We start from the raw sequence: 22,866 nt of genomic DNA, 5'->3' as shown, positions 1-22,866 counted from the left end.
TGCCCATGTCATGCCCCGGGCGCGGCGGCGGCTCAGTGCAGACGCCGCTGCGGGTCGACCGGCTCGTCGACGCGGCGGAACTCGCCGTCGATCACGTCGCCCGGCTCCGCCGGACGCGCCGCGCGCGGCGGCATGCGCACGCTCGGCCCCTTGAACGGCAACAGCAGCAGCAGCGCGAGCACGTCGCTGATCGGCCCCGGGATGATCAGCAACACGCCGGCCAGCAAGGTGCGCACCGGCCACAGCAGACTGTACAGCGACACCTCGCCGCCGCTGCGCAGCAGCGCGCCGGCCGACAGCAGCATGCCGAGCTTCTGGTTGCGCATCAGCGCCAGGCCGAGCAGCGCGCTGGCGATCAGCCACAGGATCACCGCGCCGCCGCCGAACTTGTCGGTCAGCGCGATCAGCGAGACGATCTCGGCCACGGGATAAAGAAGGAACAACCACAAGAGACCGCGCATGGATAAGGAGCTTCCGATGAATGAATGGATCGTATTGTGTAACGCACCGGACGACGATACCGCAAGCCGTCTGGCCGAGACGCTGGTCGGCGAACGGCTCGCCGCCTGCGTCAACCTGCTCGCGCCCTGCCGCTCGGTATACCGCTGGCAGGGCGCCGTCGAAACCGCCGCCGAGGTGCCGATGCTGATCAAGACCACCGCCGAACGTTACCCGGCGCTCGAGGCAAGGTTGGCCGAGCTGCACCCCTACGAGGTAGCGGAAATCGTCGCCGTGCCGCTGGCCGCCGGCCTGCCCGCCTATCTTGACTGGCTGCGCGACGGCGTCGCCTGAACAATAGGCTCGACGCCACGCCGAGCATATGGGGACATTTCCTGCGCCATCAAGTTCCTTTTGAAACAGAAGTTTACGGACGATCGACGGCAATAGGCGAAAAAAACCCGAAACAAGGTGTTGACACCCCCGCAAGCCATCTATATAGTTGCGGTCTCTCGGGGGTCGTTAGCTCAGCTGGTAGAGCAGCGGACTTTTAATCCGTTGGTCGCAAGTTCGAATCTTGCACGACCCACCACCGAGACCCAGAGGGGGTCGTTAGCTCAGCTGGTAGAGCAGCGGACTTTTAATCCGTTGGTCGCAAGTTCGAATCTTGCACGACCCACCAAACGTTTCAAACGAAAAGCCCGGTCCACACGACCGGGCTTTTCGTTTTTTGCCGTTGCGCGGGGGGCGTGGCCGACGGCTGTATGCGCCAGCCCGCCCGGCCAAGTCCCCTAGGCGCCGTGCTCCGTCGCCACCACCGGCTCCGGCCTCACCCTCACGGCCCACAGCACCCCGGCGATCAGCAGCGCGATGCCGGCGAGCGTCAGCGGCCGCGGCCACTCGCCGCGCAACAGGAAGGCGTAAGCCAGCGCCGCCAGCGTCTCGAACACGATCAACTGCCCGGCCAGCGCCGTGGGCAGGCGCTGGCTGGCTTCGTTCCAGCACAGGGTGCCGAGCCACGAGGCGCACAGGCCCAGCACCGCCATCAGGCCGACAAACGCCATCGGATGCGGGCCGAATGGCATCGCGAACCCGCTGCCGGCGGCCTCCATGCCCCCCCACAACAGCGCGTAGCCGATCAGCGCCAGCGGCAGCGTCGCCACGCCTTGGGCGGTCGCCCAGCTGCGCGGGCTGCGGTCGGGGTGCGCGCGCAACCAGTCGGCGTTGCGTAACGGGTACCAGGTCCAGCAAGCCACCGCCAGCAGGGCCAGCATCACCCCGCTGGCGTAGCGCGTCAGGTCGGCATCCGGGTCGTGGCGCAGCGCGGCCAGTTCGACCTGGTTGACGCAGGCGATGCCGGCGGCGATCAGCAACAGCGACGGCGCCAGCCGCGCCCACGGCAAGCGGCCGTCGCGCCGCGCGTTGCGCAGGTTGGCGCTGACGGCGATCACCACCGGCAACGTGCCGATGATCATCGTCGGCAGCGGCGCGCCGGTGCGCTGGATGGCGCTGGCCAGGCACAGGTAATAGATGAGGTTGCCGACCAGCGCGAGCCTGAGCGCCTCCAGCCAGTCGGCCCGGCTCAGTTGCCGCAGCGCGGCACGGTCGAACCAGGCGAACGGCAGCGCGATCAAGCCGAAGGCGAGATAGCGCCCCACCGACTGCAACGCCGCCGGATAGCCCGGCAGCAACAGAGGGCCGACGAACACCAGCCCCCACATCAGGCCGGCGGCCAGCGCGTATACGATACCCATCCCCATGACGCATTCCTCCATCGAATGCGGCCAGTCTAGGCAGCGCGGCGGCGGCGGTCTTGTACCAGATTGCGCTCGACGAGCGCCCCGGCCTGGCTGGCAGCGCAAGCGGCAAGCCCCTGCCGCGACGGCAGGCTCAGGCCTTGCAGGCGATGCCGTTGCGGCCCGTCATCTTCGCGCGGTACATCGCCGCGTCGGCGCCGCTCAGCACCGCATCCGGCGTCAGGCGCTGCCCGGGGCGGAACACCGCGATGCCGACGCTGGTCGCCAGCGTGATGGCGCGGGTGGCGACGATGGCCGGCGCGGCGACGCTGGCGACGATCTTGTGCGCGATCTCCTCGGCGTCGTCGAACGGCTCGGCCAAGCCCTCCAGCAGCACGGTGAACTCGTCGCCCGCCAGCCGCGCCACGGTGTCGGTCTTGCGCACCGCGGCCTGCAGACGTTGGCCGAACAGCCTGAGGACTTCGTCGCCGACCTCGTGGCCGTAGGCGTCGTTGATCTGCTTGAAGCCGTCCAGGTCGAGGAACAGCACCGCGCCGGCACGGCCGCTGCGTTCGGCGCGGTCGAGCGCGCGCTGCAGCCGGCGCATGAACAGCCGGCGGTTGGGCAGCTCGGTCAGCGCGTCGTGGCTCGCCTCGCGCCTGAGGGTCGCCTCCAGCCGCAGGCGCTCGGAAATGTCGCTGAACGCGATCACCGCGCCGGCGCTGCGCCCCTCGCGCAGGATGGCTGCCGCGCTGACCTCGACCGGCAGCGCCTCGCCGTCCTGGCGCCAGAAGGTCGCCTGGCCGCGCCAGCGCCCGCCCGAGCGCAGCACCTTCAGCAGCGGGCTGGCCTCGGGCAAGAGCGGCGAGCGGTCGGCGTGCATGTGGTGGAACAGCGCGTGCGCCTTGCGGCCGAGGATCTCGTACTCCGGCCGGCCCAGCAGCCGGCAGGCTTCCGGGTTGACGAACACGACGCGGCCGTCGTCGTCGAGCACGTACACCCCCTCGGCCAGGGTCGAGGCGATCTCGAGCACGCGCGCCTCGCTGTCGCGCAGCGCGGCCGTCCGCTCGCGCACCTGCGCCGCGACCCGCGCGGTGTGGCCGGTCGCCAGCATCAGCAGCGCGCCGAGCAGGCCGCAGCCCAGCGTCCCGGCGGCGAGCACGATCCAGCTCTGCCAGCCCTGGCGCGCCGCGACGTACGAGGGCCTGGGCGCGGTTTCCAGCCGGTAGCGGCGGCCGCCGAACACGACCTCGGTCGCCAAGAGCGGCCTCGCCGCCGGGCTGCCGAAGCTGTCGTACAGCGACTGCCCGGTGCCGGCGTCGACCAAGCGGATGTGCAGGATGGCCGCGGCGTCCGGCAGCAGCTTTTCGACGAAATCGGCGGCGCGCAGCACCGTCAGCACCATCCCCTCCGTCCCGTCCGGGCGCCGCACCGTCTGCATCAGCAGCAGGCCGCTTTTTTGCGCGAGCACCAGCCTGAGCGGCGTGCTCGCGACCACCGTGCCGGAACGCCGCGCCGCCTCAATCGCCTCGCGGCGGTCCGGCAGCGACGCGAGGTCGAAACCGAGCGCGGCCCGGTTCGGCGCCACCATCGGGGCGATGAAGGTCACCGGGTAATACGCGGCCCGCGGCGACGCGCGCCGGAAGCGCGAGACGCTCCGCCCCTCGCGGATCTCGAAATCCGGCAGGCGAAGGCGGTGCTGCGCCTCGAAGGCGGCGCGGTCGGCGGCCGTCACGCGCGGCGCCCACTCGATGGCCAGGATGGTCGGGTAGCGCCGCAGCGGCTTTTCGGCGAAACGCGCGAAACGCTCCGCGTCGACCGGACCGCCGCCGGCGAACAGCCCTTCCGCCTGCTCGAGCAAGGCCGCCTGCTCGTCGAGGCGGCGCTGGAAGGTGTCGGCCAGACGGCGCGACTGGAGGTGGAACGCCGTCAGCGCGTCGGCCTCCTCCCAGCGGCTGACCTGCACGTAGAGCGCCGTCAGCGCCGCGAAGGCGACGAGCATGGGCAGGGCGACGGTCGTGGCGCGCCGCCGCCACAAGCCGCGCGGCGCGCCGCAACAGACCAGCGCCAGCGGCAGCACGACCAGCAGGCCGAGCGTGTCGCCTATCCACCAGCGCAGCCAGTGCGCCGCGAAATGGCCGGCGGGCACGATGTCGAGCGCGACCAGCGCGGCCACCGACAGCGAGGCGCTCACCAGGCAGAGCAGCGGCGCCAGCAGATGGAAGAGCAGCAGCTCGCGCGCGCAGTCGAAACGGACCGGATAGCCCAGCGTCCGGCGCAGCGCCGCGCCGCCCCAGGCCGCCTGCAACGTCGACGAGAGCGCGATCAGCAGCGCCGCCGCGGCGGCCGTCGCGCCGCTGCCGGCGCCGACCCACAGATTGAGCAGCAGCGAGCCGAGGAAGACGCCGGGCCAGGCGCGCCGCCCCGCGACGAAGGCGGCGGCGATCGCGACGCCGGCCGGCGGAAAGATGGCCGACGCGTAGCCGGGCGCGATCGCGAGCAGCAGGCTGAGCTTGCCGCTGACGACGTAGCCCAAGCCCAGCAGCAGCGTGAAGACGACGGCCGGCAGACGGCGCCAGACGCCGCCCTGAGACGCAGGAAGGAAAGAGACTGTCATCGAGGTTGGCCGAAGCGTGGTCGGGTAGGCGTGCCGGATGCTGCCGGCATCGCATCCCGCCATCTTAGCGGGACGCGCCGCGCCCTACTATCACCGCCAGAGCCGGGCGGCCATTGCGAAACGCAATAGCCGTCGCCGCCCGGCCGCTGGCGGGGCGCGCCGCGGCTGACTACATTGGGTAGACCGACACCCAGACCGGAGCCCGCCCCGCGCGCCTCCGGCCGCCAGACGAGGCTCGACATGAAAGGCAACAAGGCAGTGCTCGAGGCGCTCAACAAGCAGCTCGCCGGCGAGCTGACCTCGCGCGACCAGTATTTCATCCACTCGCGGATGTACCACGACTGGGGCATGAACAAGCTGTTCGAACGGCTCAACCATGAAATGGAAGAAGAAAGCGGCCACGCGGCCGGGCTGATCAGCCGCATCCTCTTTCTCGAGGGCACGCCGGCGATGACGCCCGGCAAGCTCAACGTCGGCCGGGACGTCGAATCGATGCTCGCCAACGACCTGCGCCAGGAGTACGACACGGTCGCGATGCTGCGCGCGGCGATCGAGGTCTGCGAGCGCGAGGGCGACTACGTCAGCCGCGCGCTCCTGAGCGGCATGCTCGACGACACCGAGGAAGACCACACGCACTGGCTGGAAATGCAGCTCGGCCTGATCAAGCAGATGGGGCTGGAGAACTACATCCAGTCGCAGAGCTGAGCTCCCCCCTTCCGAAACGAGCCTCCCGCCGCGGAGGCTTTTTTCTTGCGCCCCGCCCCAGCCGCGCCATGACTCCGAGCTGATCGGCACGGCCAAAACAGCACGTCGGAATTACGCAATTTCCTGTCGCCGCCCGCTAACGACAACGGCGAAGCGCCGCGCTTAGCATGGGCGGGCCGTCCTCCGCGACCGCATCAGACAACACCAAGGGGCGGGACACGCCCCGACACGGACCCACAAAGGAGAACCCGATGAAGCTCGCCCGTACCCTCCTGGCGCTGGCCGTTCCGCTATGCTTCGCCCACGGCGCAGCCCATGCGGCCCCCGAGCTCGGCCCCGCCCAGCACCACCTAAAGACCGGCCTGTCGGCGCCGGCGAGCAACGCCTGGGTCGAGATCGACACCGCGGCGTTCGAGCACAATATCCGCACGCTGCAAAAAGAACTGGCCGGCAAGTCGCAGATCTGCGCGGTGCTGAAGGCCGACGCCTACGGCCACGGCATCGCCCTCTTGATGCCGTCGGTGATCAAGATGGGCGTGCCCTGCGTCGGCGTCGCCAGCAACGAGGAGGCGCGCGTGGTGCGCGACAGCGGCTTCAAGGGCCGGCTGATGCGCGTGCGCACCGCCTCGCCGCAGGAAGTCGAGGCCGGCCTGAAGTACGACATGGAAGAGCTGGTCGGCAACGCCGACTTCGCGCGCCAGGCCGCGGCGATCGCCCGCCGCCACGGCCGCACGCTGAAGATCCACCTCGGCCTCAACTCGGCCGGCATGAGCCGCAACGGCCTCGAGCTGGCGACCGACGCCGGCAAGGCCGACGCGCTGGCGATCGCCAGACAACCGTCGCTGCGCGTGGTCGGCATCATGACCCACTTCCCGGTCGAGGAAAAAGACGACGTCCTCAAGGGCCTCGCCGCGTTCAAGAACGAGACCGACTGGGTGATCCAGCGCGCCGGGCTCGACCGCAAGAAGCTGATCCTGCACTGCGCGAACTCGTTCGCGACGCTCGAAGTGCCCGAGGCACGCCTCGACATGGTCCGCCCCGGTGGCGCGCTGTTCGGCGACACCGTGCCGTCGCACACCGAATACCAGCGCGTGATGCAGTTCAAGTCGCGCGTCGCGTCGGTCAACCGCTACCCGGCCGGCAACACCGTCGGCTACGACCGCACCTTCACGCTCAAGCGCGATTCGCTCTTGGCCAACATCCCGGTCGGCTACTCGGACGGCTACCGCCGCGTGTTCACCAACAAGGCGAGCGTGCTGATCGGCGGCCAGCGCGCGCCGGTGGTCGGCAAGGTGTCGATGAACACGCTGATGGTCGACGTGACCGACATCCCCGGCGTCAAGGGCGGCGACGAGGTCGTGCTGTTCGGCAAGCAGGGCAAGGCCGAGATCAGCCAGTCCGAGCTCGAGGACTTCAACGGCGCGCTCCTGGCCGACCTCTACACCGTGTGGGGCAACTCCAACCCCAAGGTGCCGAAGGCACGCTGACCGCCCCGACGCGAACCCGCCCCGGCCCACGCCGGGGCGTTTTTTTGTCGTCGGCCGGAAATGACGTGATAATTCGCCTTCGTCGCAATATCGGGAATACGTCATGCGAATCCGCTCCTTGCTGCCGGCCGCGCTGCTGGCCGCCCTGCCGACGCTGTCGGCCGCGCAGACCGTCGACGAAGCGCTGCTCGCCGCGCAGATGGCCTACCAGGCCGCCGACGGCCAGGCCGAACGCGCCGCCGGCGCGCTCAGCGCGAGCGAGACTGCGCTGGCGGCCGCGCGCCAGCGGCTGGTCGATGCGCAGAACGCCGTCGCCCGCGCCGAGGCGGCGCTGGCCGACGCGCGCGCCGCCGACGCCGCCGCGCAGCGGCGACTGTCGGACGCCCGCTCGGCGCTCGACGCCGCCTGGACGCGCAAGGCCGGCGAACGCTAGGCGCCGAAAAAACGAAGCCCGCCGAACGGCGGGCCGGGTAGCGCCTGCGGCGGGTCGCTCAGGGCGCCTCGCCGTGCAGGAGGCGCAGGCGCTGGATATCGGCGTCGGCGCGCGCGCGGATCCGCGCCGCCTCGGCGCGCTGCCGCGCGATGCGGGCGTCGATCGCCGCCAGCGCCGCGTCGCCGGCGGACTTCGCCGCCAGCGCCTCGCGCTCGGCCAACAGCCCCTGCAAGGCGACGCGGTTCTCGGCCAGACGCCGGTCGCGTTCGCGCTCGACGTCGGCCGGGCCGCGGTAACTTTCCAGCAGCGCGCGGTCGCGGCGGGCCGCCTCGCGCACCTGCGCCTCGGCCGCCCGCCGCGCGGCCTCGTCGGCCTCGCGCGCACGTTGCTGCGCGGCGCTCTCGGCCTCGCGCTTCACCCTGCCCTGCCGGTCCAGCTCGGACACGCCCTGCTGCGGCGCCTGCAACGGCGGCCTGTCGCTGTAATGGACCCGCCCCTGCTCGTCGACCCACTTGAACAGCGTCGCCGACGCGAGGGCGGGCGCGCACGCCAGGAGCACCGCGAGCAGGCTTGGCCGCATCAGGCTTTGACCCCGTACTCGGCGCGGTAGGCTTCGACCGCCGCGAGATTGGCCGACAGCTCCGGGCTGCCGGACAGGAAGGCGAGGATGTCGTCCAGCGTCGCGATGGTGATCACCGGCAGGCCGTACTGCTGCTCGACCTCCTGCACCGCCGACAGCGCGCCGGTGCCGCGCTCCATGCGGTCGAGCGCGACCGCCACGCCAGCCGGCTCGGCGCCCGCGTCGCGGATCAGCTTGATCGACTCGCGCACCGCGGTACCGGCGGTCATCACGTCGTCGACGATCAGCACGCGGCCCTTGAGCGGCGCGCCGACCAGCGTGCCGCCCTCGCCGTGGTCCTTGGCTTCCTTGCGGTTGTACGCGAACGGCAGGTTGCGGCCGCCCTCGGCCAGCGCCATGCCGGCGGCGGCCGCCAGGATGATGCCCTTGTAGGCCGGGCCGAACAGCATGTCGAATTGAAGACCGCTGGCGTCGATCGCCTGCGCGTAGAAGCGCGACAGCTTGAGCACGCTGTCGCCGTCGTTGAACAGGCCGGCGTTGAAGAAATACGGCGACTTCCGGCCGGACTTGGTGATGAACTCACCGAATTTCAGCACCTGCTTATCCAGGGCAAAACGAATAAAATCCTGACGAAAATCGCTCATTACCTACCTCACTGCTTGTTGATTACCAATCCTGGCGGCAAGCATATCACGGGAGACCCCTCTTGCTTCGAATCGTCTCGGCCAACCTGAACGGCATCCGTTCGGCCGACAAAAAGGGCTTTTTCGCCTGGCTGGCCGCCTGTGGCGCCGACGTCGTCTGCGTGCAGGAACTGAAGGCGCAGGCGGCCGACCTCGCCCCCCACCAGCGCGCGCCCGACGGCTACCACGGTTTCTTCCACTACGCCGAAAAGAAGGGCTACAGCGGCGTCGGCCTCTACAGCCGTCAGGCGCCCGACCGCGTCGAGGAGGGCCTCGGCGTGCCCGAATTCGACGCCGAAGGGCGTTACCTGCGCGCCGACTTCGGCAAGCTGACGGTGATCTCGCTCTACCTGCCGTCCGGCTCCAGCTCGCCCGAGCGCCAGGAGGTCAAGTTCGCCTTCATGCGCGCCTTCCTGCCGCTTCTGGAGTCGCTGTACGAGGAAGGCCGCGACATCGTGATCTGCGGCGACTGGAACATCGCGCACCAGGAAATCGACCTGAAGAACTGGAAGGGCAACCTGAAGAATTCCGGCTTCCTGCCCGAGGAGCGCGCGTGGCTGAGCGACCTGTTCCACCGCGTCGGCTGGGTCGACGTGTGGCGCAAGCTCTACCCGGACGTGCCCGGCTACACCTGGTGGAGCAACCGCGGCCAGGCCTATGCCAAGGATGTCGGCTGGCGCATCGACTACCAGATCGCCACGCCGCAACTTGCCGCGCGCGCGGTCTCGGCCAAGGTCTACAAGGACGAGAAGTTCTCCGACCACGCGCCGCTGACGGTCGACTACCGGGACGCCGACCATGCTTGACGACGACGTCACGCTGCTCGTCGTGCCCGGCTGGCAGGATTCCGGCCCGAACCACTGGCAGACGCTGTGGGAGCGCGGCTACCCGTTCTCGCGCCGCGTCGAGCAGGCCGACTGGCAGCGCCCGGACAAGGACGCCTGGGTCGCCGCGCTCGCGGCGACCGTCGCCGACATCGACGGCACGGTGGTGATCGCCGCGCACAGCCTCGGCGCCGTCACCGTCGCGCACTGGGCAGCCGGCGCCGACTACGCGGCCTTCCGCCGCGTCAAGGGCGCCTTGCTGGTCGCGCCGCCCGACGTCGAGCGCGCCGACGTCGTCGCCGCCGTGCCGGCGAGCGGCTTTTCGCCGCTGCCGCTCCTGCGCCTGCCCTTCCCGGCCATCCTGGTCGCCAGCCGCAGCGACCCGTTCTGCGACTTCGCGCGCGCCGGTGACTTCGCCGCCGGCTGGGGCGCGAAGCTCGTCGACGCCGGCGACGCCGGCCACATCAACCCCGCCTCGGGCCACGGCCCGTGGCAGGCCGGCCAGCGGCTCTTGCAGACGCTGATGCTCGCCTGAGCTCGGCCAAGCTTATATTTATTAAAGGCGCCACCAACAAAACCCAGCGCAGCGGTCCCGGCTAGGCGCATCGCCGCAGACAGTACAAGAAGTACGGCAAGGCGGTGCAACAACGCCGGGAGGGTTTTGTTGGTGGCGCCAAGGACATGAAGATGAACTGCGAACTCTGCACCACCCTCCCCGGCGTCGAGCTGTACGCCGACGAGCGGCTGCGCGTGATCCTGGTCGACAACGAGCCGGACTACCCGGGCTTTTGCCGCGTGATCTGGCGCGAGCACGCGCGCGAGATGACCGACCTCGCGCCGGCCGACCGCGCCTACCTGATGGACTGGGTCTGGCGCGTCGAGGCCGCGCTGCGCGCGACGCTCAACCCGGACAAGATCAACCTCGCCAGCCTCGGCAACGTCGTGCCGCACCTGCACTGGCACGTGATCCCGCGCTTCGCCGACGACGCGCACTTCCCGGCGCCGGTGTGGGCGGCCAAGAAGCCCGCCGGCGGCGTCGCGCACGGCGCGCCGGATCTGGCCGGGCGGCTGCGCGCGGCGCTCGCGGCCCGGCCGTAAGCGCGCGCCGGCAAACCGCTCCACCGCGCGCGATTCGTGCCGCGCGGCGACACCCGCCAGCCCGGGCCAGCCGGCGTCGCCGGGCCCGGCCAGGCTTGCCGGCCGGTCCGCTTCCCCGCTAGTCTGTCCGCATAAGCGCGCCGCCCGGCGCCGTTCCACCGGGAACCGCTTGCCAGCCGCCCGAGGCAGACGGCTGGCAAGCGGCTCCTCCCGACACGAAGGAGAGAGCCATGTACCGCACCCTGATTTCCGCCGACGAACTGATGGCGCTGCCGGCCGGCGACGTCGTGATCGTCGACTGCCGCTTCAGGCTCGCCGACCCCGACTGGGGTCACGCCGCCTACGCCGACGGCCACCTGCCCGGCGCGCACTACCTGCACCTCGACTACCACCTGTCGGGCGTCAAGAGCGGTCGCAACGGCCGCCACCCGCTGCCGGACGCCGAGCGACTCGCCGTCGTGCTCGGCGCGCTCGGCGCCGGGCCGGACACGCAGATCGTCGCCTACGACGACGCCGGCGGCATGTTCGCCGCGCGACTGTGGTGGCTGGCGCGCTGGCTCGGCCACGAGGCGGTCGCGGTGCTCGACGGCGGCCTGCCGGCGTGGCTGGCCGCCGGCGGTGAACTGTCGAACGAGGCGCCGCAGCCGCCGCGCCTGCCGGCGCGCTTCGCGATCCGTGCCAGCCTCGCGCCGACGCTCGACGCCGACGCGGTGCTCGCCAATCTCGCGTCGCCGCGCTTCGTGGTGGTCGACGCGCGCGCGCCCGACCGCTTCCGCGGCGAGAACGAGACGATGGACCCGGTCGGCGGCCACATCCCCGGCGCGCTCAACCGCCCGTTCGCCGACAACCTCGCCGCCGACGGCCGCTTCAAGACCCCCGACCGGCTCGCCGCCGACTGGCGCGCGCTGCTCGGCCAACGCGCGCCGGGCGACGTCGTCCACCAGTGCGGCTCGGGCGTGACCGCCTGCCACAACCTGTTGGCGATGGAGCACGCCGGCCTCGCCGGCAGCCGCCTCTACCCGGGCTCGTGGAGCGAATGGTGCGCCGACCCGGCGCGCCCGGTCGCCACCGGCGCGGCCTGAACCGCGTCCCGCACGTGAAACGGCCGGCCCCTCCCCGGGGCCGGCCGTTGTCGTTTGCCGACGCACGCCTCAGCGGTAGGTCGCGCCGGACTTCCTGACCACGACGTGGCCCAGGCCGTGCAGCGCGAGGTAGTCCTCGAAGTCGGCGAGGCAGAAGGCGTTCTTCGGCCCGAGCACGATCTCGCGGATCGCCGCGGCCGGAAAGCCGAGCTCGAAGTAGTCGATCAGGCTGGCGCGCGCGAAGCGGAAGCGCCGCTCGGACAGGAAGCCCGGCCGGCTCTGCGTGCCCGGCTCGGGGGTGTAGATGATGCGGTGCTCGCGCTCCTCCTCGAAGTAGTGCAGCTTGAACTTCCAGCGCACCTTGACCGCGTTGTGGCGCGCGCCGGCGTTCGACTCGAACTTCAGCGTCTGCCCGTTGAGCGCGTGTTCGACGAACTTGTCGAGGATCGCGTCGACGCTGTCGTCCTCGATCTTGGACAGCGGACTGTCGCGGCCGATGTACTCGACGTCGGTCAGGAACACCTCGCTCTGCCCGCCGACCAGGTCGCGCAGGGCCGCCGGGTCGAAGCCGATCGCCGCGCCGTGGCCGTCGTCGGCGTAGCCGCGCCACTGGCTGAGCGCGTCGCCGTTCTCGGTGAAGCAGCAGATGTAGGCCTTGTAGTTGAACAGGTCGGCGATCTTCTGCCGGATCGCCGAGCTCAGCTCGGCGAGGTCGGGCAAGGCGTGGCCCTTGCTGCGGATCAGGTCGCCGAGGTTGTGGTCGACGATCTCGTCGAACAGCAGGCCTTCCTTGTAGTCGTTGAGGTTTTCCGAGTCGGACAGCCACAGCGCCTTGTGGCGCACGATGGAGTCGAGCCCGGGGCTGGGCGTGTAGTGGTAGAACAGCATGAGGGCGCGGGTGTTGAACGGGGAGCGGCCAGTGTAGCGCGGCGGCGCGCGCGTGACCGTCCGGTCGGCTACGGAGCGGCGGAAAAGAAAAAGGTTGGCCGAGCCTCGGCCAACCTTTTCCCTGTACCGGCGCCCCGCGCCTTACAGCAGCACGCGCTCGATGCCGCCGTTGCGCGCCTTCTCGACGTAGTCCGGCATCCAGTTGTCGCCGAGCACATGCTTGGCGATCTCGACGACGATGTAGTCGGCGGTGGTGCCGCTGGCCTCGTCGTAGCGCGACAGGCCCTGCAGGCACGACGGGCAGCTGGTCAGGATCTTGACCGGCCGGGCCTGCGGCTGGCCGCCGGTCAGCGCGGCGACGCCCTTGTCGATCTCCTCCTGCTTGCGGAAGCGCACCTGGGTCGCGATGTCCGGGCGGCTGGCGGCGAAGGTGCCCGATTCGCCGCAGCAGCGGTCGGACAGCGGCACGCCGCCGCCCATCAGTTCGTTGACCACCTTGATCGGCTGGTAGGCCTTCATCGGCGTGTGGCACGGGTCGTGGTACATGTACTGCTGGCCGGCGACGCCGTCGAGCTTGACGCCCTTCTCCATCAGGTACTCGTGGATGTCGACGATGCGACAGCCCGGGAAGATGTCCTCGAAGCGGTACTTGGCCAGCTGGTCGTAACAGGTGCCGCACGACACGACGACGGTCTTGATGTCGAGGTAGTTCAGCGTGTTGGCGACGCGGTGGAACAGCACGCGGTTCTCGGTCGTGATCGCCTCGCCCTTGTCCTCGTAACCGGCCGAGGTCTGCGGGTAGCCGCAGCACAGGTAGCCCGGCGGCAGCACGGTCTGCACGCCGACGTGCCACAGCATCGCCTGCGTGGCGAGGCCGACCTGGCTGAACAGGCGCTCCGAGCCGCAGCCGGGGAAGTAGAACACCGCCTCGGCGTCGTCGGCGACCTGCGGATTGCGGATCACCGGCACGACGTTCGGATCCTCGACGTCCAGGAGGCCGCGCGCGGTCTTCTTCGGCAGGCCGCCCGGCAGCGCGCGGTTGACGAAGTGGATCACCTGCGCCTTGACCGGCGGCTTGCCGCCGGTGGTCGACGGCGGCTGCTTGGTCTGGCCGTTCAGGAGCTGGAACTTCTTCGCCAGGTCGTGGCCGAGGCGCTGCGCCTTGTAGCCCCACTCGATCATGCCCTTGCGCATCAGCTTGATCGTCGCCGGGTCCTTGGCGGTCAGGAAGGCCATGCCCAGCGCGGTGCCCGGGTTGAACTTCTTGTTGCCGGTCTTCCTGAGGAAGTTGCGCATCGCGACCGACACGTCGCCGAAGTCGATCTTGACCGGACACGGGTTCACGCAGCGGTGGCAGACGGTGCAGTGGTCGGCGACGTCCGACAGCTCGTCGAAGTGCTTCAGCGACACGCCGCGGCGGGTCTGCTCCTCGTACAGGAAGGCCTCGGTCAGCAAACCGGTGCCGAGGATCTTGTTGCGCGGGGAATAGAGCAGGTTGGCGCGCGGCACGTGGGTCGAGCACACCGGCTTGCACTTGCCGCAGCGCAGGCAGTCCTTGACCATGTCCGAGATCGAACCGATGTCGGACTGCTCGAGGATCAGCGATTCGGCACCCAACAGCTCGAACGACGGCGTGTAGGCGTTGGCCAGATCGCCCCCCGGCAACAGCTTGCCGCGGTTGAAGTGGCCGTTCGGGTCGACCGCTTTCTTGTAGGCGACGAACGGCGCCATCTCCTCCTCGGTGAGGAATTCGAGCTTGGTGATGCCGATGCCGTGCTCGCCCGAGATCACGCCGTCGAGGCTACGCGCGAGCTTCATGATGCGCGCGACCGCGTGGTGCGCGGTCTGCAGCATCTCGTAGTCGTCGGAGTTGACCGGCAGGTTGGTGTGCACGTTGCCGTCGCCGGCGTGCATGTGCAGCGCGACGAACACGCGGCCGCGCAGCACGCGCTGGTGCACGGCGCGCACCGCGTCCATGATCGGCGCGTCGGTCTTGCCGGAGAACAGCGTCTCCAGCTCGGAGAGCAGTTCGTTCTTCCACGACACGCGCAGCTTGAAGTCGCGCATCGCGATGAACAGCGACTCGCCGACCTCGGGCATGCCGTCCTCGAGCGGCGCCTGAGGGTAGCGCGACGCGTAGTCGGCAAACGGCGCGTCCAGATTATCCAGCAGCCACTGCCAGCGCTCGCGCACCGCCTCGATCAGCGCGAGCGCCGCGTCGCGCCTGTCGCCGATCAGCTCGGCCGACGGCAGGTCGGTGTCGAGCTTGTCGACCGGCAGGCGGCCTTCGAAGGTGTCGATGAGCGCGCGGCACAGCGCGAGCTTGTTCTGGATCGACAGCTCGATGTTGATGCGTTCGATGCCGTCCGAGTAGTCGCCGAGGCGCGGCAGCGGGATCACCACGTCCTCGTTGATCTTGAACGCGTTGGTGTGGCGGGCGATCGCGGCGGTGCGCGCGCGGTCGAGCCAGAACTTCTTGCGCGCCTCGGCCGTGACGGCGATGAAGCCCTCGCCCGAGCGCGCGTTGGCGACGCGCACGACATGGCTGGCCGCCTCGGCGACGGCGTTCTCGTCGTCCGACACCAGGTCGGCGATCAGCACCATCTTCGGCCGGCCCTTGGACTTGGCCTTGGTCGCGTAGCCGACCGCGCGCACGTAGCGCCAGTCGAGGTGTTCGAGGCCAGCCAGCTGCACGCCGGCCTCGACGCCCGCGCCGCCCTTCTTGAAGTAGTCGGTGATCTCGACGATCGCCGGCGTCGCCTGCGCGACGGTGCCGAAAAATTCGAGGCACACGGTGCGCGCGTGCGCCGGCATGCGGTGCAGCACGAAGCGCGCGCTGGTGATGATGCCGTCGCAGCCTTCCTTCTGCACGCCGGGCAGGCCGGCGAGGAACTTGTCGGTCACGTCCTTGCCGAGGCCGACCTTGCGGAAGGTGCGGCCCGGGATCGCCAGCTCGCGCGTCTCGAGCACGGTTTGGCCGTCCTCGGCCAACTTCGTGATGCGGAAGGTCGCGGTGTCGACGTCGTGGATCTTGCCGAAGTTGTGGCCGACGCGCTCGATGAACAGCCAGTTGCCGTCCGGGTCGACCATCTTCCAGCTGGCGAGGTTGTCGAGCGCGGTGCCCCACAGCAGCGCCTTCTTGCCGCCGGCGTTCATCGCGACGTTGCCGCCGATACAGGAGGCGTCGGCCGAGGTCGGGTCGACCGCGAACACCACGCCGGCGGCGTGCGCCGCCTCCTCGACGCGACGCGTCACCACGCCGGCGCCGCACTGGATGGTCGGATGCTTGCCCGCCAGGCCCGGCAGCTCGATGTATTCGACGCCGTTGTGGCGGTCGAGCTTCTCGGTGTTGATGACCGCGCTCATGCGGTCGAGCGGCACGGCGCCGCCGGTGTAGCCGGTGCCGCCGCCGCGCGGGATGATGGTCAGGCCGAGCTCGATGCACGCCTTCACCAAGGGCGCGATCTCGGCCTCGGCGTCCGGCGCCAGCACCACGAACGGATACTCGACGCGCCAGTCGGTCGCGTCGGTCACGTGAGAGACGCGCGCGAGGCCGTCGAACAGCACGTTGTCCTTGCGGGTGATGCGGGTCAGCCGCTTGAGAATCTTCGCGCGCAGCTCGCGCGTCTCGGCGAAGCGCGCCTCGAAGGCGGCGACCGCGCCGCGGCCGGCGTCGATCAGCTCGGCGACCTTCTCGTTGCCGACGCGGCGCTTCTCGATCTCGGACAGGCGATGGTGCATCGCGCCGACCAGCGCCGCGAGACGCTTCGGGTTCTCGAGCAGGTCGTCGACCAGGTAGGGGTTGCGCTCCACGACCCAGATGTCGCCCAGCACCTCGAACAGCATGCGCGCGGAACGGCCGGTCCGGCGCTCGCCGCGCAGCACGTCGAGGGTTTGCCAGATCGGCTCGCCCAGCAGGCGGATGACGATCTCGCGATCGGAGAACGAGGTGTAGTTGTACGGGATCTCCCGTACACGCTGGGGGGGGGAAGCAGTCATAAGAGCTTGAACCACAGCTAGAAGGCAATGAAGATCAAAATTTTAGCGGATTTGCCGCAGCGCAGAAAACGACGCTGGGAGCAGGGTCTTCGCGCGGCGCGTCCGGCCAGGCGCTGCGCGCCGCGGCCAATCGAACGCCCATCATAGGGATATTGCGCCGCCGCGCAATCAAGGATCACCCACGAGCCGCGCAGGAATAATGGCAAACCCGCGAGTAAAAACCCTCAAGTCCGGCCGCGCGAGGCCGCCCGCCGCCCTTCCCCCGGCGGCGGGCGCCCCGCTCAGTCCGACTGCTGCGCCATCAGCCGGGTCACGCCGGCGAAGGCCTCGGCGCGCAGACGCTCGAGGTCGAGGCCGGGAATGACGCCGTCGTCGACGACGACGCGACCGCCGACCAGGCTGTAGCGCACCGTAACCGGCTCGCCGGCGACGACCGGCGCGATCGCCGGGTCGTGGAAGCCGAAAAAGCGCGGATGGTCGAGGTCGTACAGCACCAGGTCGGCCGCCTGGCCGACCGCCAGCGTGCCGACCTCGCCCAGGCCGAGCACCTGCGCGCCGCCGGCCGTGCCCCAGTGGATCGCCTCCTCGGCCAGGGTGGCCGACGCGCCCTGCGCCGCGCGATGGATCAGCCACGCGGTATGCACCTCGCCGGTCATGCTGCCCGACTCGTTCGAGGCGACGCCGTCGACGCCGAGCGACACCGGCACGCCGGCCGCCGCCATCTGCGGCACCGGCGCGATGCCGCTGCCGAGCCGGCTGTTGCTGACCGGACAGTGCGCGATGCCGGTGCCGGTCTGCGCCAGGAGGCGGATCTCCGACGGCTCCAGATGCACCAGGTGCGCGAACCACACGTCGGGCCCGAGCCACTCGTGCTCGGCGACGAACTCGACCGGCAGGCAGTTGTAGCGCTCGCGGCAGAAGCGCACGTAGTTGTCGGTCTCGGACAGGTGCGAGTGCAGGCGCAGCCCCATCGCGCGCGCGGCGCGCGAGACCTCGGCCAACAGCGCCGGCGGCAGCGAGAAGGTCGGCGTGGTCGGCGCGAACACCACGCGGCGCATCGCGTCGGGGACGCTCTGGTGGTAGCGCGCCTTCAGGCGCTCGACGTCGGAGAGCATCGCGTCCAGCGTTTCCGGCTGCAGCGCCGTCCGGGAAAAGCCCGGATGGCTGCTGGCCGACTCGAGCGCGCCGCCGCGGCAGAGCACGAAGCGCATGCCGAACTCGTCGGCGACCTCGAACAGCGCGTCGCCGCTGCTGGTGTCGCCGCCGGCGTGGTAGAGGTAGTGATGGTCGGCGCAGGTGGTCGCGCCCGACAGCAGCAGCTCGGCCATGCCCAGCCGCGCCGCGGTGCGCACCAGCTCGGGGGTGAAACGCGCCAGTCGCGGATAGGGCACGCTGGCGAGCCAGCCCTGCAGGTCCTCGTTCATGCCTTCGGGCACCGCCTTGAGCAGGTTCTGGCTCAGGTGGTGGTGGGTGTTGATCCAGCCGGGGTAGACGACGCAGCGGCTGGCGTCGATGACGCGCTCGCCGTCGCGCGGCACCAGGCCGGGCGCCATCTCGACGATGCGACCGTCGGCGACCCGCAGGTCGACCCCGCCGGCGCGGGCATGCTCGCCGCGCCGGCCGGTCATCACCGCGACCGGATTCTTCACCAGGATATTCTGTCGTGCTTTCATGATCCTGTCCTTGTCAGTCGCGGTCGGCGATCAGAGGCTGTGCGGCACGGTTTTCAACTCGGCCTCGTCGGACTTGCCGACGCCGTTGAGCAGAATGTTGAGCGTCACCGACACCAGGCAGGCGATCACCACGCCGCTATGCAGGAAGGGCTGGCTCCAGTCCGGCAACTGCTTGAACAGCGTGGGCGCCAGCACCGGCACCAGCGCGATCGCGATGGTGAAGGCGACGATCATCACGTTGTAGCGGTTGCTCGTGTAGTCGACCTTGGCCAAGGTCTGGACGCCGGCGGCGACCACCACACCAAACATCGCGACCCCGGCGCCCCCCAGCGCGGCCGAAGGCGTCGCGGCGATCACGGCGCCGGCCTTGGGCACCAAGGCCACCAGACACATCAGCACGCCGCTGGTCGCCACCACCCAGCGGCTGCGCACGCCGGAGAGAATGACCAGGCCGACGTTTTCCATGTGGGCGATGAAGGGAAAGGCGGCAAAGCAGCCGGCGATGGTGCTGGCCAGACCGTTGGCGCGCAGGCCGTTGACGACTTCCTTCTCCTGGATCGGCTTGTCGACGATATCGCCGATGGCGACGAACAGCCCCATCGACTCGACCATCTGCACGATCATCACCACCAGGATGGTCGCGATCGGCAGGATGGCGAAGGTCGGGATGCCGAAGTAGAACGGATAGGGTGCCGTCACCCACGGCGACTCCTGCACGCTGCTGTAGTCGCCCATGCCGAGCGCGACCGCCAGCAGGGTGCCGACTATCATGCCGATCAGCACCGCGAGGTTGCGCATCATCGGACCGCCGACGCGGTTGATCACCAGGATGGTGCCGAGGACGACCCCCGCCACCAGCAGGAAGGACGGCGCGCCGAAATCGGCATGGCCGCGACCGCCACCGCTCCAGTTGTAGGCCACCGGGAGAAGCTGCAGGCCGATCACCGTCACGATGCAGCCGATCACCACCGGCGGAAAAAAGCGGCGCAGGCGGCCGACGTAGGGCGCGATCAGCATAGTGATGATGCCCGCGCCGATCACCGCGCCGCAGATCCCGGCGATGCCGATCTGCGGGTTGGTGCCGATGGCGATCACCGGCCCGACGCTGCTGAACGCCGCGCCCTGCAAGACCGGCAGGCGCACGCCGAACTTCCAGAAGCCGACGGTCTGCAGCAAGGTGGCGATCCCGGTGCAGAACAGTGTCGTACTGATCAGCACGATGGTGTCGGCCTGCGACATTTTCAGCGCGGACGCGATCATCAGCGGCACGGCAACGGAGCCGAGGTAACTGATCGCCATGTGCTGCAGGCCGAGACTGGCCATCTGCCGCGCGGGCAGGACCTGATCGACCGGGTGAACGGTTGTCGTCATGTTCTTTCTCCTCTGTCTTTTTTTCTTGCCTGTCATGCCGAGGTCTGCCCCGCGCAGCCTCCGGTCTTTTGACGTCAGTCCGCCAGGCAGGCGGCGAAGCGCTCATTCAACGCCGTACGGTCGAGGTCGCGGCCGATGAAGACCAGGCGACTCGAACGCGGCTCGGTGTTCCACGGCTGGGCCGGCCGGAACTCGATCAGGCTGTGCACGCCCTGCAGCACGTAGCGGTCGTCCTCGCCCTTGACCGCCAGGATGCCCTTCATGCGGAACAGGTCCTCGCCGTGCGTCTCGCGCAATTCGGCGATCCAGCGCTCGAAGGCGGCCAGGTCCACCTCGGCGTCGACCGCGATGCCGACCGAGCCGACGCTCGGGTCGTGCAGGTGGTCGGGCTCGTCGTCGTGATCGTGGTGGTCGTGATGGTCATGCCCGTGATCGTGCTCGTCGTGCGCATGATGGTCGTGCGCGTGCTCGCCGGAGTGGCCGCTGCCGTCGCCGATCTCCATCAGCTTGCGCGTCGCCTCGAAAGCGCCGAGGCCGAGAATGCTCGTCAGGTCGATGCGGGCGTAGCTCGAGGTCACGATCTCGGCGGTCGCGTTCAGGCCGCGGATGCGCTCGCTCAGGGCCGCGACGTCGGCCTCGTCGACGAGGTCGACCTTGTTGATCACCACGCGGTCGGCGCAGACGATCTGGTCGACCGCCTGGTTGTCGACGCCGTCGAGCCGGATGTCGTCGAGGTGGGCGCCGATGTGCTTGGCGTCGACCATCGCGACGATGGCGTCGAGGTTGACCTCGCGCGAGATCGGGTCGTCGATGAAGAAGGTCTGCGCGACCGGGTAGGGGTCGGCCAGGCCGCTGGTCTCGACCAGGATGTGGTCGAGCCGGTCCGGGCGCTCGACCAGCTGGCGCACGATGCGCACCAGGTCCTCGCGCACCGTCGCCGTGCAGCACACGCAGCCGTTGACCATTTCGTAGATTTCCTCGGTCTCGGAGGCGAGCACCAGGTCGCCGTCGATACCGACCTCGCCGAACTCGTTCTCGATCACCGCGATCTTGCGACCGTGGTTCTCGTGCAGGATGTAGTTCAGCAGTGTGGTTTTGCCCGCGCCGAGGAAGCCGGTCAGGATGGTGACGGGGATCTTGCGGGTGGCGCGGGATGCAGTCAGCGGGGCGTTCATACGATCTCCTTCTCGGTGGGGGAATGGTCGACGCGGGCGCGCGGCGCGCGGGCGGCTTCGCCCCAGCGCAGCGCGGTACCGGCGTCGAGGCCGAACAGGTCGAGCACGCGGCCGAGGGTATGGTCGACCATATCCGACAGCGTCTCGGGGCGTGCGTAGAAGGCCGGCACCGGCGGCGCGATGATGCCGCCCATCTCGGTGACCGCCTGCATATTGCGCAGATGGACCAGGGTCAGCGGCGTCTCGCGCGCCAGCAGCACCAGCGGGCGGCGCTCCTTGAGCGTGACGTCGGCGGCGCGCGTCAGCAGCGTCGACGAGGTGCCGTTGGCGACCTCGGCCAGGGTTTTCATCGAACAGGGCGCGACGATCATGCCGAGCGCCCGGAAAGAGCCGCTCGCGATCCCGGCCGCCATGTCGTCCGAACGGTGGTGGTACGACGCGAGCGCGACGACGTCGGACATCTTGTAGTCGGTCTCGTGCGCCATCGTCAGCAGCGCCGAACGGGTGACGACCAGATGGGTCTCGACGTCGAGTTCGCGCAGCAGCTCGAGCAGGCGCACGCCGTAGACGAAGCCGGAGGCGCCGCTGATGCCGACCACGATGCGCGGCCGGGCCGGCAGTGGCAGGCGGGCGTTCATGACCTTGCCCCGGCGGCGCGCGCCAGCAGCGCGCGTGCGCGTTCGAGCGCGCGTTCGTCGAGCCGGGCGCGCACGCCGTCGAAGCCCGAGCCGCGCGTCGCGTCTATGCCCATCCGCGACGTGGTGCCGTGGACCGACGACGAGGGGTCGAGCGGGCTGCCCGGCAGGCCGTCGACCATGAACAGGTCCTGGTGCGGCTGGAAGTGCGTCGCCATCGCCCACAACACCTGCGAGTCGTCGGTCAGGTCGATGTCGCCGTCGACCGCGACCACGGTTTTCAGGTACGGGTCCCAGCCGAGCAGCGCGAGCATCACCTGGCGTGCCTCGCCGTCGCGCGTCACGTCGAGCGACACGTAGCAGTGGAAATGCGAGCCGGAATTCGGGTAGTGGATCGCGCGCACCGACGGAAAGCGCGCCTTGAGCTTCTCGCTCATCTCCGCCTCGCGCGGCAGCCGCGCCAGCGTCAGGTGCTCGGCGTAGAGGCCGCCGACCACGTCGACGAGCCAGGCGTCGCGGCGGCGCATCAGGGTGTCGACGCGCAGCACGTTGTTGGTCGACCGGTCCGACGAGTAGCCGGTGAATTCGCCGAACGGCCCCTCCTCGGCGTAGGCGGCGGGGTCGATCGCGCCCTCGAGCACGAACTCGGCGGCGGCCGGCACGCCGATGCCGTAGCGCGGCGTCTTCACCAGCTCCAGCGGCGCGCCGAACAGGCCGCCGGCGACCGCGCGCTCGTCGGCGCCGAACGGCAGGCGCGAGGCGGCTGCCAGCATGAACAAGGGGTGGGCGCCGACCACCATCGCGACGCGCAGCTCCTCGCCGCGTTCGCGCGCGGTCTGCAGCATGCGCCACAGATGGCCGCGCGAATGCAGGCTGGTGGCCAGCGCGTTGTGCGCGTGCCGCATCGAGCGGTGGTAGCTCATGTTGGCGACGCCGGTCACCGGGTCCTCGGCGACGATCACCGCGTTGGTGACGTAGGGGCCGCGGTCGGTATCGAAGTGCCGGATCATCGGCAGGCGGGCCAGGTCGACCTCGTCGCCGTCGAACACCTGTTCGCACACCGGGCCGCTGTCGACGTAGCGCGGCGCGATCGGCGCGTTGGCGCGCGCCTGGTAGGTTTCGTGCAGACGCGGAGCGTCGACGCCGAAGAGCCGGGCGATGCGTTCGCGCGAGGCGAACACATTGGTCGCCAGCGGCACGCCCAGGCCGTCGACCTGTTCGCACAACAGCATGGGGTGGCGGTTTTCGGCGGCGAGCGCGTCGATCAGCGCGGTGACGTCCTGGTTGGCCGAGAGGGGCTCGGTCACGGTCAGCACGTCGTCGGGAAAGCGTTGTCGGTACTGGAGGGCGAAGTCGTGGAAGTCTTGCGTTTCGCCGAAGGGAGTGAGGGCCATGGGAAACCTCTGCAAAAGGCGGGCGCGCGCCGCGCGCCCGCTAAGGAT

The 22,866-nt window shown here is 69.8% G+C and carries 20 protein-coding genes and 2 tRNA genes; 10 read left to right on the top strand and 12 right to left on the bottom strand.

Annotation, left to right across the window (positions count from 1 at the left end):
* Positions 1-32: 32 nt before the first annotated feature.
* Positions 33-461 carry an FxsA family protein gene (locus EV683_RS02330; RefSeq protein ID WP_131861698.1) on the bottom strand — a complete coding sequence of 143 codons (429 nt, stop codon included), beginning with the start codon at positions 459-461 and terminating at the stop codon, positions 33-35.
* Between the two features lie 16 nt (positions 462-477).
* On the opposite strand from EV683_RS02330, the gene cutA reads away from it, so the two are divergent.
* From cutA to EV683_RS02315, 3 genes are all read left to right on the top strand, one after another.
* Positions 478-792, top strand: coding sequence for a divalent-cation tolerance protein CutA (gene cutA / locus EV683_RS02325; RefSeq protein WP_082824088.1), 315 nt, complete (start codon positions 478-480; stop codon positions 790-792).
* Positions 793-954: 162 nt separating this feature from the next.
* Positions 955-1,030 (top strand) — tRNA-Lys (locus EV683_RS02320).
* 14 nt (positions 1,031-1,044) lie between these two features.
* Positions 1,045-1,120 (top strand) — tRNA-Lys (locus EV683_RS02315).
* 109 nt (positions 1,121-1,229) lie between these two features.
* Here the strand turns inward: EV683_RS02315 and EV683_RS02310 are convergent.
* The gene (locus EV683_RS02310; protein ID WP_131861696.1) at positions 1,230-2,198 is read right to left on the bottom strand and encodes a DMT family transporter; all 969 of its coding nucleotides are present in this window, start codon (positions 2,196-2,198) and stop codon (positions 1,230-1,232) included.
* Between the two features lie 130 nt (positions 2,199-2,328).
* Positions 2,329-4,791: a diguanylate cyclase domain-containing protein gene (locus EV683_RS02305; RefSeq protein WP_165916773.1), complete on the bottom strand. Its 2,463-nt coding sequence runs from the start codon at positions 4,789-4,791 to the stop codon at positions 2,329-2,331.
* Between the two features lie 240 nt (positions 4,792-5,031).
* Between EV683_RS02305 and bfr the strand changes: the two genes are divergently transcribed.
* From bfr to EV683_RS02290, 3 genes are all read left to right on the top strand, one after another.
* The gene (gene bfr, locus EV683_RS02300) at positions 5,032-5,496 is read left to right on the top strand and encodes a bacterioferritin (protein WP_066609909.1); all 465 of its coding nucleotides are present in this window, start codon (positions 5,032-5,034) and stop codon (positions 5,494-5,496) included.
* 251 nt (positions 5,497-5,747) lie between these two features.
* The gene (gene alr / locus EV683_RS02295) at positions 5,748-6,983 is read left to right on the top strand and encodes an alanine racemase (protein ID WP_131861693.1); all 1,236 of its coding nucleotides are present in this window, start codon (positions 5,748-5,750) and stop codon (positions 6,981-6,983) included.
* Positions 6,984-7,086: 103 nt separating this feature from the next.
* Positions 7,087-7,416, top strand: coding sequence for a hypothetical protein (locus EV683_RS02290; RefSeq protein ID WP_131861691.1), 330 nt, complete (start codon positions 7,087-7,089; stop codon positions 7,414-7,416).
* Between the two features lie 58 nt (positions 7,417-7,474).
* Here EV683_RS02290 and EV683_RS02285 read toward each other — a convergent pair whose 3' ends face one another.
* Together EV683_RS02285 and pyrE are read right to left on the bottom strand one after the other, a co-directional pair.
* Entirely contained in the window at positions 7,475-7,996 is a 522-nt protein-coding gene (locus EV683_RS02285; RefSeq protein ID WP_131861689.1) for a DUF4124 domain-containing protein, read from the bottom strand.
* Positions 7,996-8,640 carry an orotate phosphoribosyltransferase gene (gene pyrE, locus EV683_RS02280; protein WP_066609897.1) on the bottom strand — a complete coding sequence of 215 codons (645 nt, stop codon included), beginning with the start codon at positions 8,638-8,640 and terminating at the stop codon, positions 7,996-7,998. The genes EV683_RS02285 and pyrE overlap by 1 nt, the downstream gene beginning before the upstream one ends.
* 62 nt (positions 8,641-8,702) lie before the next feature.
* On the opposite strand from pyrE, the gene EV683_RS02275 reads away from it, so the two are divergent.
* The 4 genes from EV683_RS02275 (at position 8,703) to EV683_RS02260 (ending at position 11,683) form a co-directional block, all read left to right on the top strand.
* The gene (locus EV683_RS02275) at positions 8,703-9,485 is read left to right on the top strand and encodes an exodeoxyribonuclease III (RefSeq protein ID WP_131861686.1); all 783 of its coding nucleotides are present in this window, start codon (positions 8,703-8,705) and stop codon (positions 9,483-9,485) included.
* The gene (locus tag EV683_RS02270; RefSeq protein WP_066609894.1) at positions 9,478-10,038 is read left to right on the top strand and encodes an RBBP9/YdeN family alpha/beta hydrolase; all 561 of its coding nucleotides are present in this window, start codon (positions 9,478-9,480) and stop codon (positions 10,036-10,038) included. The genes EV683_RS02275 and EV683_RS02270 overlap by 8 nt, the downstream gene beginning before the upstream one ends.
* 152 nt (positions 10,039-10,190) lie before the next feature.
* Positions 10,191-10,601, top strand: coding sequence for an HIT family protein (locus tag EV683_RS02265; protein WP_131861684.1), 411 nt, complete (start codon positions 10,191-10,193; stop codon positions 10,599-10,601).
* Positions 10,602-10,831: 230 nt separating this feature from the next.
* Positions 10,832-11,683, top strand: a complete 852-nt coding sequence (locus EV683_RS02260; protein WP_131861682.1) for a sulfurtransferase — start codon at positions 10,832-10,834, stop codon at positions 11,681-11,683.
* A 69-nt stretch (positions 11,684-11,752) separates the two neighbouring features.
* Here EV683_RS02260 and EV683_RS02255 read toward each other — a convergent pair whose 3' ends face one another.
* From EV683_RS02255 to EV683_RS02225, 7 genes are all read right to left on the bottom strand, one after another.
* Positions 11,753-12,571 carry a DUF2971 domain-containing protein gene (locus EV683_RS02255; protein WP_131861680.1) on the bottom strand — a complete coding sequence of 273 codons (819 nt, stop codon included), beginning with the start codon at positions 12,569-12,571 and terminating at the stop codon, positions 11,753-11,755.
* A gap of 141 nt (positions 12,572-12,712) precedes the next feature.
* Entirely contained in the window at positions 12,713-16,570 is a 3,858-nt protein-coding gene (locus EV683_RS02250; RefSeq protein WP_131861678.1) for a DUF3683 domain-containing protein, read from the bottom strand.
* A 281-nt stretch (positions 16,571-16,851) separates the two neighbouring features.
* On the bottom strand, positions 16,852-18,243 hold the full coding sequence (locus tag EV683_RS02245; protein ID WP_131861677.1) for an amidohydrolase family protein: 1,392 nt from the start codon (positions 18,241-18,243) through the stop codon (positions 16,852-16,854).
* Between the two features lie 30 nt (positions 18,244-18,273).
* Positions 18,274-19,614, bottom strand: a complete 1,341-nt coding sequence (locus tag EV683_RS02240; protein ID WP_131861675.1) for a nucleobase:cation symporter-2 family protein — start codon at positions 19,612-19,614, stop codon at positions 18,274-18,276.
* 74 nt (positions 19,615-19,688) lie between these two features.
* On the bottom strand, positions 19,689-20,789 hold the full coding sequence (locus EV683_RS02235; protein ID WP_066609878.1) for a CobW family GTP-binding protein: 1,101 nt from the start codon (positions 20,787-20,789) through the stop codon (positions 19,689-19,691).
* Positions 20,786-21,427, bottom strand: coding sequence for a UbiX family flavin prenyltransferase (locus tag EV683_RS02230; protein ID WP_131861673.1), 642 nt, complete (start codon positions 21,425-21,427; stop codon positions 20,786-20,788). The genes EV683_RS02235 and EV683_RS02230 overlap by 4 nt, the downstream gene beginning before the upstream one ends.
* Entirely contained in the window at positions 21,424-22,818 is a 1,395-nt protein-coding gene (locus tag EV683_RS02225) for a UbiD family decarboxylase (RefSeq protein WP_131861671.1), read from the bottom strand. The genes EV683_RS02230 and EV683_RS02225 overlap by 4 nt, the downstream gene beginning before the upstream one ends.
* Between the last annotated feature and the right edge of the window lie 48 nt (positions 22,819-22,866).

Source organism: Crenobacter luteus (assembly GCF_004345725.1).
Classification (GTDB): domain Bacteria; phylum Pseudomonadota; class Gammaproteobacteria; order Burkholderiales; family Chromobacteriaceae; genus Crenobacter; species Crenobacter luteus.
Note: the sequence above shows the minus strand (reverse complement) of the source record. Positions and strands in the feature narration are given on the sequence as shown.

Coding starts and splice junctions, on each gene's coding strand:
- EV683_RS02260 (WP_131861682.1), top strand. CDS start 10,832: ATGTACCGCACCCTGATTTCCGCCGACGAACTGATGGCGCTGCCGGCC.
- EV683_RS02330 (WP_131861698.1), bottom strand. CDS start 461: ATGCGCGGTCTCTTGTGGTTGTTCCTTCTTTATCCCGTGGCCGAGATC.
- EV683_RS02225 (WP_131861671.1), bottom strand. CDS start 22,818: ATGGCCCTCACTCCCTTCGGCGAAACGCAAGACTTCCACGACTTCGCC.
- EV683_RS02285 (WP_131861689.1), bottom strand. CDS start 7,996: ATGCGGCCAAGCCTGCTCGCGGTGCTCCTGGCGTGCGCGCCCGCCCTC.
- cutA (WP_082824088.1), top strand. CDS start 478: ATGAATGAATGGATCGTATTGTGTAACGCACCGGACGACGATACCGCA.
- EV683_RS02230 (WP_131861673.1), bottom strand. CDS start 21,427: ATGAACGCCCGCCTGCCACTGCCGGCCCGGCCGCGCATCGTGGTCGGC.
- EV683_RS02250 (WP_131861678.1), bottom strand. CDS start 16,570: ATGACTGCTTCCCCCCCCCAGCGTGTACGGGAGATCCCGTACAACTAC.
- EV683_RS02240 (WP_131861675.1), bottom strand. CDS start 19,614: ATGACGACAACCGTTCACCCGGTCGATCAGGTCCTGCCCGCGCGGCAG.
- EV683_RS02270 (WP_066609894.1), top strand. CDS start 9,478: ATGCTTGACGACGACGTCACGCTGCTCGTCGTGCCCGGCTGGCAGGAT.
- bfr (WP_066609909.1), top strand. CDS start 5,032: ATGAAAGGCAACAAGGCAGTGCTCGAGGCGCTCAACAAGCAGCTCGCC.
- EV683_RS02245 (WP_131861677.1), bottom strand. CDS start 18,243: ATGAAAGCACGACAGAATATCCTGGTGAAGAATCCGGTCGCGGTGATG.
- alr (WP_131861693.1), top strand. CDS start 5,748: ATGAAGCTCGCCCGTACCCTCCTGGCGCTGGCCGTTCCGCTATGCTTC.
- EV683_RS02265 (WP_131861684.1), top strand. CDS start 10,191: ATGAACTGCGAACTCTGCACCACCCTCCCCGGCGTCGAGCTGTACGCC.
- EV683_RS02310 (WP_131861696.1), bottom strand. CDS start 2,198: ATGGGGATGGGTATCGTATACGCGCTGGCCGCCGGCCTGATGTGGGGG.
- EV683_RS02305 (WP_165916773.1), bottom strand. CDS start 4,791: ATGACAGTCTCTTTCCTTCCTGCGTCTCAGGGCGGCGTCTGGCGCCGT.
- EV683_RS02290 (WP_131861691.1), top strand. CDS start 7,087: ATGCGAATCCGCTCCTTGCTGCCGGCCGCGCTGCTGGCCGCCCTGCCG.
- EV683_RS02235 (WP_066609878.1), bottom strand. CDS start 20,789: ATGAACGCCCCGCTGACTGCATCCCGCGCCACCCGCAAGATCCCCGTC.
- EV683_RS02255 (WP_131861680.1), bottom strand. CDS start 12,571: ATGCTGTTCTACCACTACACGCCCAGCCCCGGGCTCGACTCCATCGTG.
- pyrE (WP_066609897.1), bottom strand. CDS start 8,640: ATGAGCGATTTTCGTCAGGATTTTATTCGTTTTGCCCTGGATAAGCAG.